Raw genomic sequence first — 12,034 nt, forward strand, 5'->3', positions numbered from 1 at the left:
CGGCATGCCGGACGCAGTCAATATGGGCGCGGAGTTTGCGTCGGGGCCGCATCCATTTCCGCAGGAGAAACGCGATGCACACCCACCCCGGCGACGATCCGGCCGCCGACGACGTGTTGCTGTGGCGCGCGCCGGATAGCGTGCCGCTCCGGCCGCGCCGCGTGCTCGTTGTCGACGACTATCGCGATGCGGCCGATGCGCTGCAGCTGCTGCTCCAGGCGCGGGGTTTCGAATGCCGCGTCACGGACGACCCGTTCGTCGTCTGCGATCTCGCGCGTGCGTGGCAGCCGTTCGCGATCGTGCTGGACATCGCGATGCCTGGCCTCGACGGCTTGCAGCTCGCTGCGCGGCTGCGCGGCGATCCGCGCACCGGCGACATGCTGCTGATCGCGTGCAGCGCGTTCGCATCGCAGCGGGACCGCGAGCGTGCGCGGGAAGCGGGCTTCGACGCGCATTGTGCGAAGCCGCTGACGCCGCACCGGCTGCTGCGCTATCTGGAACTGGCGTGCGTCGGCGACGACGCAGGCCGCACGGGCATTACACGCAGCTTGTAAAACGGTGCCGCGCGGCCCGTCGGTCGGCCGCGGCGTCGGCCGTGCACGGCGGCGGCCGCGGATCGTGATGCGCGGCCCCGCGGCGCTTTCCCGGCTGTCGCGCATCGTCTCCCGACCGCCGACGGGTGCGGCGCGCGTTCGAGGTCGTAATCGGCGCGTTTGCGGCATCGCGTGCGGCTGCGCCGGAGCCGGTAACTTCACGGCTGGGTGGCGCGCGGCGAATCGTGCACAATACCGGGCATCTGAAAGACCGGAGACCGGCGCTGTGGGAATCAACTTCGATTTGACCGACTTGCAGGCGTTTCGCGCGGTGGTGGAGCTCGGCAGCTTCCGCAAGGCTGCCGAGTCGATCAGCATCTCGCAGCCCGCGTTGAGTCGCCGGATCGACAAGCTGGAGGAGGCGCTCGGCGTGCGCCTGTTCGAGCGCACCACGCGCAGCGTCACGCTGACCACCGTCGGCCGGGTGTTCGCGCCGAGCGCCGAACAGTTGCTCGACGATCTCGACGTCGCGCTGCTCGGCATCCGCGACGTGTCGTCGAGCCGGCTCGGGCATGTGACGATCGCGTGCGTGCCGTCGGTGGCGTACTACTTCCTGCCAAACGTGATCGCCAACTATCACCGCCGCTTTCCGCGCATCCGCGTGAAGCTGCTCGACGCGAGCGCGAACGAGGTGTTGAGCGCGGTGATCAGCGGCGAGGCCGATTTCGGCGTGAGCTTCATGGGCAGCCAGGAACCGGAGATCGATTTCAAGCTGCTGCTGCAGGAGCGTTTCGTCGCCGCGTGCCGGCGCGATCATCCGCTCGCGCGCAAGAAGCGCGTGACGTGGGACGAGCTTTACGCGTACGAGTACGTGTCGGTCGACAAGACGTCCGGCAACCGGCTGCTGCTCGACCAGGCGCTGACCGCCGTTGCGCCGCCCACACCGAGTGTGTGCGAGACGCGCCACGTGACGACGATGCTCGGGCTCGTCGAGGCGGGCCTTGGCGTCGCCGCGGTGCCGTCGATGGCGATGCCCGGGCGCGATCATCCGCTGCTGACGAGCGTGCCGCTCGTCGAGCCGGTGGTGAAGCGCCGCGTCGGCATCGTGAAGCGGCGCGGGCGCGCGCTGACGCCCGCCGCGGAAGCGTTTCACCAGGCCATCGTCGACGCGAAGCGCGGCGCCGCACCCACCGGCGCCGCAGCGGAATGAAACACGCGACGAACACGACGATGACGACCCGAACGCTCCGGACGCTCCGAACGCCCACCGCAACAGCGGAGACGGCCGCATCGTGATACTCGCAAGACCGCTGCGTTCGCTCTACGTACAGGTGCTGATCGCGATGGCCTTCGGCGTGAGCGTCGGCCATTTCTGGCCGTCGGCGGGCGCGATGCTCAAGCCGCTCAGCGATGCGTTCGTCGGGCTGGTGCGGATGATGATCGCGCCGATCGTGTTCTGCACGATCGTTTCCGGCATCACGTCGCTGGCGAACGGCAAAGCGATCGGCCGCACGATCGTCCGCGCGCTGGTGCTGTTCTACCTGCTGACCGCCGCCGCGCTCGCATTCGGGCTCGTCGCCGCATTCGTGCTGCGGCCCGGCGCCGGCATGCACGTCGACGTGCACCGTCTCGATGCGAGCCTGCTCGCGCAGTATGTGCGCGATCCGCAGCCGCACGGATTCGTCGCGTTCGCGCTGAACGTGATTCCGGACACGATGCTCGGTGCGTTCCAGAAAGGCGAGGTGCTGCCCGTGCTGCTGTTGTCGCTGCTGTTCGGGTTTGCGCTGAATGCGCATCCGCGGGCCGGCCGGCCTGTGCTCGCGCTGATCGACGGCGTCGCGCAGATCGTGTTTCGCGTGCTGGCGATGGTCATGCGGCTCGCGCCGCTCGGCGCGTTCGGCGCGATGGCGTTCACCGTCGGCCGCTTCGGCATCGGCTCGGTCGGCTCGCTCGCGCAGCTGATCGCGTCGTTCTATGCGGCGTGCGCGCTGTTCGTCGCGCTGGTGCTGGCGCCGCTCGCGCGCGTGCACGGGTTCGCGCTGTGGCGGTTGTTGCGCTTCATTCGCGAGGAATTGCTGATCGTGCTTGCGACGTCGTCCACGGAGCCGGTGCTGCCGCGCCTGATCGTAAAACTCGAAGCGCTCGGTTGCGACAAGGGCATCGTCGGCCTCGTGCTGCCGGCCGGCTATTCGTTCAATCTGGACGGCACCGCGATCTATCTGACGGTCGCAGCGATGTTCATCGCGCAGGCATGCGACGTGCCGCTGTCCGCGCCGCAGATCGCGGCGCTGCTCGCGGTGATGCTGCTCACGTCGAAGGGCGCCGCCGGCGTGTCCGGCAGCGGGCTCGTCGCGCTCGTCGCGACGCTCGCGGTGATGCCGGACCTGCCGGTGGCCGGCGTCGCGCTGCTGATCGGCATCGACCGCTTCATGTCCGAGGCGCGCGCGCTGACGAGCGTGATCAGCAATGCGTGCGCGGTGATCTTCGTGTCGGTGTGGGAGGGCGCGTGCGATCGAGCGCGGCTCGTGCGGATGTTGAGCGGGCTCGCGCCCGCATGCCCGAACGAAGCCGACCATGCGGGCACGGACGCCGCCGGCGCCGGACGCGACGGCAACGCGGTCTGACGCCCGCGTTGCCGTCGCGCGTGTTCAATGCGCGGCGACGGAATCCAGCCCGGTCGATTTCACGTCGGGCTGCACGTCCGGCGATGCGAGATAGTCGAGCAGCGCCTTCGCTTCGGCCGGATGCGTCGCGCCGACGGGGATGCCGGCCGCGAAGCGCGTGACCGACTGCAGCGCTTCCGGAATCTTGCCGACGTAGGTCGCGCCTTTCACCGGCAGCAGTTCGCTGACCTGCTGGAAGCCGATCTCGTAGTCGCCGTTCGCGACCACCGACGCGACCGGAATTCGCGGAATCATTTTCGCCTTGGACTTCACCTGATCCTCGATTCCGAGTTTCTTGAACAGCTCGCGCTCGATGTAGACGCCGCTCGCGCTGTCCGAGTATGCGATCGACTTCGCGTGCAGCAGCACCTGCTTCAGGCCTTCGGCCGTGCTGATGTCGGGTTTCGCCGCGCCTTCGCGCACGACCATGCCGATCCGCGAATCGGCCAGCTCCACGCGCGAGCCCGGGATCACCTTGCCCTGCTTGATCAGCTCGTCGAGCGCGTAGCCGACCATGATCACCGCATCGGCCGGCTCGCCGCGCGCGAGCCGGTTCGGGATCGCTTCAGGCGACTTGCCCATCGACGGGCCGAGCGCGGTGTCGAGCGTGTTGCCCGACTGCGCGGCGAAGCGCGGGCCGAGCAGCTTGTATGCGGCGGTGAAACCGCCCGAGCTCATCACGTGCAGCTCGGCGGCGTGGACGTTCGCGGCGACGGCGGCGGTGGCGACGAATGCGGTCGCACACAGTTTCAGCAGCATTTTTTTCATGGTCGTAATCGTGTTCGTGTTCGAATTCGGGGTCGTGCGGATTCGGGATGTCCGACGGTCGAAACGCGTCAGTGCGCGGGCGTCAGCGTCGCCGGATGGCGGCGATAGAGCGCGAATGTCGCGAGCAGCGCGCATACCGCGGCGATGCTCATCCAGTACCCGGGCGCGGCCTTGTCGCCGGTCATGTGGATCAGCGCGGTCGAGATCGCCGGCGTGAAGCCGCCGAACACCGCGGTGGCGAGGCTGTATGCGAGCGAGAAACCCGCGACGCGCACTTCCACCGGCATCACTTCCGTCAGCGCGACGACCATCGCGCCGTTGTAGATCCCGTACATGAACGACAGCCACAGCAGCACGAGCAGCATGTTCACGAACGACGGTGCATGCGCGAGCAGCGACAGCGCCGGATACGCGGTCGCGATCGCGAGCAGCGTCATCCCGACGAGCAGCGGCCGGCGGCCGATCCGGTCGGACAGCGCACCGCCGATCGGCAGCCACACGAAATTCGACACGCCGACGCACAGCGTCGCCAGCAGGCTGTCGGCGGTGCTCAGATGCAGCACGGTCTTGCCGAAGGTCGGCGCGTAGACCGTGATCAGGTAGAAACTCGTGGTCGTCATCGCGACCAGCATCATGCCGGCGATCACGACGCCCCAGTTCCGTGCGAGTGTGCCGAACACTTCCTTCATGCTCGGGCGATGCCGGCGCGCCTGGAATTCCTGCGTTTCCTGGAGATTGCGGCGCAGCATGAAGATGAACGGCACGATCATGCAGCCGACGAAGAACGGCACGCGCCAGCCCCACGCGGCGATGGACGATGCGCTCAGCCATTGATTGAGCGCGAAGCCGAGGCCTGCCGCGACGACGATCGCGACCTGCTGGCTCGCCGACTGCCAGCTCGTGAAGAAGCCCTTGCGGCCGGGCGTGGCCATTTCTGCCAGATAAACCGACACGCCGCCGAGCTCCGCGCCGGCCGAGAAGCCTTGCAGCAAGCGGCCGACCAGCACGAGCACGGGCGCGAGCAGGCCGATCGTCGCGTAGCCGGGGACGAACGCGATCAGGATCGTGCCGCTCGCCATGATGCCCAGCGTGACGATCAGGCCCTTTCGGCGGCCGACGTCGTCGATATACGCGCCCAGCACGATCGCGCCGAGCGGGCGCATCAGGAAGCCGGCGCCGAACACGGCGAACGTCATCATCAGCGACGCGAATTCGCTCGCGGCGGGGAAGAACACGGCCGAGATCTGCGTGGCGTAGAAGCCGAACAGGAAGAAGTCGAACTGCTCGAGGAAGTTGCCGGCCGTCACACGGAATACCGCGGCGGCCTTCGAACGTCCGGTCGGAAGGCTGGGCGAGGGGTGCATCAGGGTGTCTCCAGGAAATCGTGAAATGCGCGGGGAGCCGTTGTTTGTCGTTTCGGCAATGTTCGCGCGGCGACGCGGAAACGATAAGTGCGAATTTTGGATCGATTGATGTTGATTGGTTATCAATCGGGCGCGGGCGTTCCGTTCGTGGCCGCACGCGTGCGCCATTCTTGTCAGTCGCGAAAATCCTGTAGCATCGCGAGCGTGCCTGCCGGCATGCCGCCTTCCGCCGCCGCATGCCCGGCTTCTTTCGTCTGTCCCGGCCTCGCCCGTACGCGTTGGCGAGGCCGATTCGCGTGAGGTCAGTATGCGTCGCATTGGGCTCGTTCTCGTCCCGCAGTTTCAGGTGATGAGTCTGCTCGCATTGTCCGTGTTCGACATCGCCAATTTGCGTGCGGGCCGTTCGCTGTATGAAGTCAGCGTGATCTCCGAAGATGGCGGGCCGGTCGCGGCATCGTTCGGCATGTCCGCGTCGACCGAGCCGGCGCGGCTGTCGGATCTGCATACGGTGTTCGTCGGCGCGTCGCTGTCGACGCCCCCGCCGCGGGTCACGGACAGCATGCGCGAACTGCTGCTGGAGCTGTCCGGCAAGGTCGAGCGGCTGGCGTCGATTTGCCTCGGTGCGTTTCTGCTGGCCGATACGGGGCTGCTGGACGGACGCCGTGCAACGACACATTGGGCGTTTCTCGATCGGTTCCAGAACGGCTACCCGGCCGTCACGGTGGAGCGCGACTGCATCTTCGTTCGCGACGGCAACGTCTGGAGCTCGGCAGGGATGAGTACGGCCATCGACATGGCGCTCGCGATGCTCGAGGAGGACCTCGGCCCGGACATCGCGCACCAGGTAGCGAAGGATCTGGTGCTCGAGCGCTGGAGACGTTCGGGATTGCAGCCGCAGTCCTCCGTGCTGATCGAGCATCCGGCGCGTACGAATCGGATCCACGACGTCATCACGCATATCCGGGCGAATCTCGGCACCGACCTGACCGTCGACAAGCTGGCCGACGTGGCCAGGATGAGCAAGCGTCAGTTTACGCGCCGGTTCAAGGATGAAACCGGCTTGACGCCCGCAAAGGCCGTCGAGCGCATCAGGCTTGAAACGGCGCGGGATTTCGTGACGAGTTCGTCGTGGACCATCGACACGATCGCGCGCGAAACGGGTTACGCCGATCCCGAGCGGATGAGGCGTTCGTTCGTGCGCGCGTTCGGCGAGCCGCCGCAGGCGTTGCGCCGCCAGCGCAAGGCGGAACCGGCCGGCACCGACTAGGCGGCCCGCAGCCGCCACCGCATTGCGCACTGCAGCATCATGGCCCGAAACGAGGGAACTGCGTCCCTCCGCGCACGGCCATCGTCAATAGAATGTTCTCTGTCGGGGGGCGCCGGGTCCGGCATGCCGGACCGACGAGGACTCGTCGGCAACGGGTCGCGCGCGCGGCAGTCGACGTTTTCACGACATCGCCTCATACAGCGCGTCCGCGCGGCATCGTCCGCGTGAGTCGCGCGTACGCGCTGCGCGTGCCGTTTGCCGGCAGCGCAGGCATGCATAGGGTCATGGGCCGACCCGCGGCCCCTGCGTGCCGCCCGCAGTCCGACGGGAAGCCGAATGCCGTCGCCGTCGTGTCGCGCGACAGGCGGTTCGCGACGATGAGCGGAAACTGAATGGATGTTTGGGGCGCAGGATATGTCAGATGCAGCGACGAAAGACGATTCGGCAGCGGTGGTGTACGTCGTCGACGACGATCCGGCCATGCGCGCATCGCTCGATACGCTGTTGCGATCGATGGGCTTGCGTGTGGTGACGTTCGCGAGTACCGCGGAGTTGCGTGCGGCCCGGTCGGAGAACGTCACGAGCTGCCTGCTGCTCGACGTGCGCCTGCGCGGCGAGAGCGGGCTGATGTTTCAGCAGGCGCAGGACCGGCCGCCGATTCCGATCGTCGTCATCACCGGGTTCGCAGACGTCGAAGTCTGTCGCAAGGCGCTGAAAGGCGGTGCGGTCGATTTTCTGGTCAAGCCCTTCACCGATCAGGAGCTGATCGACGCGGTGAATCTCGCGCTGTCGCTCGATGCGGCACGGCGCATGCGCAACGACACGCGCCACGAACTGCAGCAATTGTTCGAGCTGCTGACCCGCCGTGAACGCGAAGTGCTGGCTTACGTCGTCAGCGGCGCGCTGAACAAGCAGATCGCGTCGCACCTCGGCTTGAGCGTGATTACGATCAAGCAGCATCGCGCATCGGTGATGCGCAAGATGAACGCGTCGTCGCTCGCCGATCTCGTGCGCAAGTCCGAGGCAATCGGCGTGCCGCTGTCGACATGACGCCGCGCGGCTCGGCCGTCATGCGGTGACGTTCGCTGCCGGCCGATGCGCGGGAAGGGCGAACGAAAAGCAACAGCCGGCGCCCGGTTCGCCGCGCGCCCAGATTCGTCCGTTGTGCGCATCGACGATCGACCGGGCGATCGTGAGGCCCATCCCCATGCCGTCGGGCTTGCTCGTGAAAAACGGCTGGAAAAGCTGATCGATCGAGTGCTGCTCGATGCCGGGCCCGGTGTCGCGCACGTCGAACACGACATCGGATCCATCCTGCGTGACCGATACCGTCAGCGTTCGCTCGCGCGACGGGCCGCTTTCGATCGCCTGGATGCCGTTCATCAGCAGGTTCGCGAGTACTTGCTGGACTTGCAGCGGATCGGCGAAGACGTGCGCGTCCGGATCGATCGCGCTGTCGACGCGAACGTCTCGCGCAGCCGCTTCGGGTGCGACCAGGAACAACGCGGCGTGCACCGCGTCGGCGGCCGCGAAGTCGACGCATTTGACCGGCGCCTTGCCCACGAAGCCGCGGATCTTGCGGCATATCTCCGTCGCGTCGCGCGCCCAGCGCGCCGCCTGTGCGATCGCGGCCGAGGCTTCGGCGATGTCGGGCTCGTCGCGTACGAGCCAGCGCAACGCGGCTTCCGCCGCCGAACCGGCCGCCGACAGCGGCTGGCTGACTTCATGCAGGATCGACGCCGACATCTCGCCGAACAGCGAAACGCGCGCCGCACGCGCCGCCTCGGCGCGCAATGCGTTGAGCCTGTCGTCGTTTTCCTTCTGCTCGGTCACGTCGAACGCATAGAAATGCAGCCGCCGGTAACCGTCCTCGTGCCTGGGCAGCGAGCAGCGCCACACGATCGGCACGCGGCGGCCCTTGAACGTGACCAGCGTGCGTTCACCCTGGCAGGACGGGCGGTTCTCGAAGATCGCGCGCAGTACCGCGCTGTTGCTGAGCCGGTCCGCCGGCAACAGTATCTGCGCATGCTGCAGGAAATGCTCTTTCGAGTCCGCTTCGAAGAGGCTCACGACCGCGTCGTTGGCGGCGACGAACGCGTGCAATGCGCGAAGGTTCGCGACGGCCTGCGGATGCTCGTCGAAATAGCGGTCGATATCGACGATGCCGCCGCTGCGCAGCTCGTTCACCGCCCGATAGACGCGCGACCAGTCCTCGATCAGGATCGGGATCGGCGCCGACATGAAAAGCTCGCTTTCCGCGGAATGGGCGCCGGGGAGCGGGGCGAGCGTGACGAGTGCGGACGTGGGCATGGGGACGAAGTGCTCGCGCTGGATTTCGCGCGATGCGCGAAACCGGATGACGTAAGTGAAGCATCTGACGCACCGGGACGATGGACGCCCGCGTTGGGAGCGCGTTCGATGCAGCTGCAACTATAAGGCAGATGGTCGACTGTTGCTTGGCGTGAATCGCCTGGTGCGATCAATCGTTGCCGGGCAGGTGCAGCGGTGCACACCTTGGTATGAGCGCGCATCGACCACAGGCTGATGGAGGGCCGAAATTCGTTCCACTAGACTGCGCTTCAACGTGAATCAAGCATGCGGCGCAACGCTACGCGAGGCAGCAAGGTTCGCGGCTCCGGCGGCAGGATCCGCCGATCGTATTCGCCACAGATGCGCGTTCGATGCGAGGGGAACGGTAGATATGACACAGCCAACGTTTGCAAATGACGATCTGTTCGAAGGCGCGCTGCTTCGCTTGCTCGATCCATCGAGAATGCCGGGCGCACGCGACGGCTTGTCGGGCGCGGCCGGCAGGCGCCGGCGGCGCGCGCGCGGCATACGCGGCGATGGGGCGGGCGACGCTGCGGCGCCCGTAGCCGCGCGGATCAGGATCGTCGAGATTCTGTCCGCGACGTCGGTCAGCGTACGCTGGAGCGATCCGCTGTTCGGGCATTTCGGCGAACAGATATGGCACTGCGTGACCGCGCGGACGGCGTCGCGCTGCGTGTTGACGGGCGCGCCGATCAATCGCGGCGATCGCGTCTATCGGCCGCGCGGCCGCGGCCGCACCGTTCCGTGCAACTGGGACCGGATGATCCATGCGGCGGCCGTCGCGCCCGCCAGGTCACGCGATGCCGACGACGCGTGAAGTGCGAACGGATGCGGCCGGTATGGGCGGCACCATACCTCGGCATGATTGTCGCGGCCCGGGATGGCCGATACGCTGTCCGAAATCCGGTTGCGTTGCCGGCTCCGCCGGCAGGCGCGGCGTCACGCGAGACACTCAGTGCACGACAAGACGGTTTGCATCATCGACGATGAAATGGCGATGAGACAGTCGCTGGAATCGCTCGTGCGTTCGATGGGCGTTCGCGTGAGGCTGTATGCGTCGGCCGAAGCGTTTCTCGAACAGGGAAGAAGCGGACCGCTGCATTGCATCGTGTGCGACATCCAGATGCAGCGCATGTCGGGCATCGAATTGCTTGCGTGTTTGCGGGCGGGGCGTTGCGATGTGCCCGTCATCTTCGTGACCGCGCATCCGAGCGCGCGACGTCTGCTCGAAGCGCGACGGCTCGGCGCAATGTGCGTGCTGGAGAAGCCGTTCGATCCGCGCGAGCTCGTTCAGTGGCTGATGCGGGCGCTTGCGCGATGCTGAAGGATTGGCACAAAAGCATGTCGGCAGCACGACTTCGCGCGAGCGCCCGTCATCGCGATCGCGCGTGTTCACGACAAGGTTTCGTTTCAAACGACAGGGAGAAGTGATGGCTGACGACAATTCCAGCCTTGGCGCGAAAACGCAATTCGTCGACGTCGACGGGCGGCGCCTCGCATATCGGACGTTCGGCGCCGGAACGCCGCTCGTGCTGTGCGTGCGCTTTCGCGGAACCATGGACACGTGGGATCCGTTGTTCCTCGACAGTCTCGTCGAACAAGGATTCCAGGTCACGATTTTCGACTATAGCGGGCTCGGGCAGTCCACCGGTGAGCGCACGTACCATCCCGCATCGCTCGCAAAGGACGCGATCGACCTGATCGTCGCGTTGAAGCTCGGCAAAGCCGTCATCGGCGGATGGTCGGTCGGCGGCATGGCCGCTCAGATCGTGGTTGCGACGGCGCCGCAGCTGGTCACGCATGCCGTGCTGATCGCGACCACGCCACCTGGGCCGCTGGTCAAGCCCGGCGAGCAGCTGTTCTACACGATGGCGAAGCGCGAAAACGACTTCGAAGACTTCGTCACGCTGTTTTTCGAGCCGTCGTCGCCCGCGAGCCGTGCGGCCGCCGAGCAATCCGCTGCCCGGATCGCGCAACGCACGCTCGATCCGAGCCCGGCCGTGCCGGTCGAATGGGCGGGGCAGCAGGTCGGAGACGGTCCGCGGAATCCGGCCTTCCCGGTCGACGCCGTGCTCGATGCGCTCAGGTCGACGCCGATTCCGGTTCTCCATGTCGGCGGCGATCACGACATCGTGTTTCCGGTCGAGAACTGGTACGCACTCAGCGGCCAGCTGCCGACGCTGCATGTCGTGACGCTGCCGCGCACCGGACACGGGCCGCAGCTCGAGTATCCGGTGGCTTGCGCGAAACATATCGCGGCGTTCGTCGGCACGCGCGCCGGCTGAGCACGCACGCGAAAGAGACGGAGCACGGCGGCGCGCCGCCGGTAGCCACGCACAATGAAAGGACGAAGAAGATACCGTCCGATTGATCAGGATTACAAATGGAAGATCTGGTTGACCTGGCGATTCGCGCGGCAGGCGGCATGGACCGATTCATGCGTTTCAGCAGCGTATCCGCGCAGTTGCATCACACCGGCGCGATCTGGCAGCTGAAGAAGCGGGACGGCGTGCTGACCGATTCACGTGTGACGGTGCGGTTGCATGAGCAGCGCGTATCCCATGTGCCATTCGCACCGACGACCGACCACTCGGTTTATACGCCGTCGCATGTCGAGATCCGTCGTGCCGACGGCAGCGTGGTCGATACGCTCCACGCGCCTCGCGCATCGTTCGACGGCTACGAAATGGAAACGCCGTGGTCCAACGCACAGCTGGCCTACTTTGCCGGCTACACGATGTGGACGTACCTGACGTCGCCGTTCCTGCTGCGGCACGACGGCGTAACGAGCCGGGAAATCGCGCCGTGGATCGTCGACGGACTGCGATGGCGCCGGCTGCGCGTCGAATTTGCGCCGCAGATCGCAACGCATAGCGCGGTGCAGACGTTCTACTTCGATGCCGACGGACTGCTGCGCCGGCACGACTATGAGGTCGACATCCAGGGCCGCAATGCGGCGGCCCGATATATCGGCGATTACGTCGACGTCCAGGGCATTCGCATGCCGACGCGTTTCCGCATTTATCCGCGGACCGCGGAGAACGTGGCGCTCCCGGCGCCGCTGATCGTCGGCGTCGATCTGTCCGACTTCCGTTTCGAGTGACGAGG

Annotated in this window: 12 protein-coding genes; 9 read left to right on the plus strand and 3 right to left on the minus strand. The window is 66.5% G+C overall.

Annotated features, from left to right (window positions below; genetic code table 11):
- Window positions 1-74 precede the first annotated feature (74 nt).
- From KDW55_RS09365 to dctA, 3 genes are all read left to right on the plus strand, one after another.
- Window positions 75-554 (plus strand): response regulator, encoded by a 480-nt coding sequence (locus tag KDW55_RS09365; protein WP_212161245.1) that lies wholly within the window; start codon window positions 75-77, stop codon window positions 552-554.
- 265 nt (window positions 555-819) lie between these two features.
- Window positions 820-1,743 carry a LysR family transcriptional regulator gene (locus KDW55_RS09370; RefSeq protein ID WP_212161244.1) on the plus strand — a complete coding sequence of 308 codons (924 nt, stop codon included), beginning with the start codon at window positions 820-822 and terminating at the stop codon, window positions 1,741-1,743.
- 82 nt (window positions 1,744-1,825) lie between these two features.
- Window positions 1,826-3,157 carry a C4-dicarboxylate transporter DctA gene (gene dctA, locus KDW55_RS09375; RefSeq protein ID WP_212161243.1) on the plus strand — a complete coding sequence of 444 codons (1,332 nt, stop codon included), beginning with the start codon at window positions 1,826-1,828 and terminating at the stop codon, window positions 3,155-3,157.
- Window positions 3,158-3,181: 24 nt separating this feature from the next.
- Here dctA and KDW55_RS09380 read toward each other — a convergent pair whose 3' ends face one another.
- Together KDW55_RS09380 and KDW55_RS09385 are read right to left on the minus strand one after the other, a co-directional pair.
- Window positions 3,182-3,964 carry a substrate-binding domain-containing protein gene (locus tag KDW55_RS09380; protein WP_209825789.1) on the minus strand — a complete coding sequence of 261 codons (783 nt, stop codon included), beginning with the start codon at window positions 3,962-3,964 and terminating at the stop codon, window positions 3,182-3,184.
- A gap of 68 nt (window positions 3,965-4,032) precedes the next feature.
- Window positions 4,033-5,328 carry an MFS transporter gene (locus KDW55_RS09385; RefSeq protein ID WP_038570469.1) on the minus strand — a complete coding sequence of 432 codons (1,296 nt, stop codon included), beginning with the start codon at window positions 5,326-5,328 and terminating at the stop codon, window positions 4,033-4,035.
- Between the two features lie 307 nt (window positions 5,329-5,635).
- Here KDW55_RS09385 and KDW55_RS09390 point away from each other — a divergent pair, with 307 nt between their 5' ends.
- Complete coding sequence (locus KDW55_RS09390; protein WP_038570466.1) at window positions 5,636-6,595, plus strand: GlxA family transcriptional regulator; 960 nt, start codon at window positions 5,636-5,638, stop codon at window positions 6,593-6,595.
- A gap of 414 nt (window positions 6,596-7,009) precedes the next feature.
- On the plus strand, window positions 7,010-7,645 hold the full coding sequence (locus tag KDW55_RS09395; RefSeq protein WP_038572131.1) for a response regulator: 636 nt from the start codon (window positions 7,010-7,012) through the stop codon (window positions 7,643-7,645).
- An 18-nt stretch (window positions 7,646-7,663) separates the two neighbouring features.
- Here KDW55_RS09395 and KDW55_RS09400 read toward each other — a convergent pair whose 3' ends face one another.
- Window positions 7,664-8,836, minus strand: coding sequence for an ATP-binding protein (locus tag KDW55_RS09400; RefSeq protein ID WP_226209005.1), 1,173 nt, complete (start codon window positions 8,834-8,836; stop codon window positions 7,664-7,666).
- 460 nt (window positions 8,837-9,296) lie between these two features.
- On the opposite strand from KDW55_RS09400, the gene KDW55_RS09405 reads away from it, so the two are divergent.
- From KDW55_RS09405 to KDW55_RS09420, 4 genes are all read left to right on the plus strand, one after another.
- The gene (locus KDW55_RS09405; protein ID WP_069242141.1) at window positions 9,297-9,743 is read left to right on the plus strand and encodes a DUF3331 domain-containing protein; all 447 of its coding nucleotides are present in this window, start codon (window positions 9,297-9,299) and stop codon (window positions 9,741-9,743) included.
- 180 nt (window positions 9,744-9,923) lie between these two features.
- Window positions 9,924-10,250: a response regulator gene (locus KDW55_RS09410; RefSeq protein ID WP_231748511.1), complete on the plus strand. Its 327-nt coding sequence runs from the start codon at window positions 9,924-9,926 to the stop codon at window positions 10,248-10,250.
- Window positions 10,251-10,356: 106 nt separating this feature from the next.
- Window positions 10,357-11,211 (plus strand): alpha/beta hydrolase, encoded by an 855-nt coding sequence (locus tag KDW55_RS09415; RefSeq protein WP_038570457.1) that lies wholly within the window; start codon window positions 10,357-10,359, stop codon window positions 11,209-11,211.
- Between the two features lie 98 nt (window positions 11,212-11,309).
- Window positions 11,310-12,029 (plus strand): hypothetical protein, encoded by a 720-nt coding sequence (locus KDW55_RS09420; protein ID WP_212197925.1) that lies wholly within the window; start codon window positions 11,310-11,312, stop codon window positions 12,027-12,029.
- Window positions 12,030-12,034: the final 5 nt, after the last annotated feature.

The sequence above is a fragment of the Burkholderia sp. AU19243 genome, assembly GCF_018148075.1.
GTDB lineage: Bacteria > Pseudomonadota > Gammaproteobacteria > Burkholderiales > Burkholderiaceae > Burkholderia > Burkholderia latens_A.

Excerpts from the sequence above, each read along its gene's own strand:
- KDW55_RS09365 (WP_212161245.1), top strand. The coding sequence starts at position 75 with ATGCACACCCACCCCGGCGACGATCCGGCCGCCGACGACGTGTTGCTG.
- KDW55_RS09380 (WP_209825789.1), bottom strand. The coding sequence starts at position 3,964 with ATGAAAAAAATGCTGCTGAAACTGTGTGCGACCGCATTCGTCGCCACC.
- KDW55_RS09385 (WP_038570469.1), bottom strand. The coding sequence starts at position 5,328 with ATGCACCCCTCGCCCAGCCTTCCGACCGGACGTTCGAAGGCCGCCGCG.
- KDW55_RS09390 (WP_038570466.1), top strand. The coding sequence starts at position 5,636 with ATGCGTCGCATTGGGCTCGTTCTCGTCCCGCAGTTTCAGGTGATGAGT.
- KDW55_RS09395 (WP_038572131.1), top strand. The coding sequence starts at position 7,010 with ATGTCAGATGCAGCGACGAAAGACGATTCGGCAGCGGTGGTGTACGTC.
- KDW55_RS09400 (WP_226209005.1), bottom strand. The coding sequence starts at position 8,836 with ATGTCGGCGCCGATCCCGATCCTGATCGAGGACTGGTCGCGCGTCTAT.
- KDW55_RS09405 (WP_069242141.1), top strand. The coding sequence starts at position 9,297 with ATGACACAGCCAACGTTTGCAAATGACGATCTGTTCGAAGGCGCGCTG.
- KDW55_RS09410 (WP_231748511.1), top strand. The coding sequence starts at position 9,924 with ATGAGACAGTCGCTGGAATCGCTCGTGCGTTCGATGGGCGTTCGCGTG.
- KDW55_RS09415 (WP_038570457.1), top strand. The coding sequence starts at position 10,357 with ATGGCTGACGACAATTCCAGCCTTGGCGCGAAAACGCAATTCGTCGAC.
- KDW55_RS09420 (WP_212197925.1), top strand. The coding sequence starts at position 11,310 with ATGGAAGATCTGGTTGACCTGGCGATTCGCGCGGCAGGCGGCATGGAC.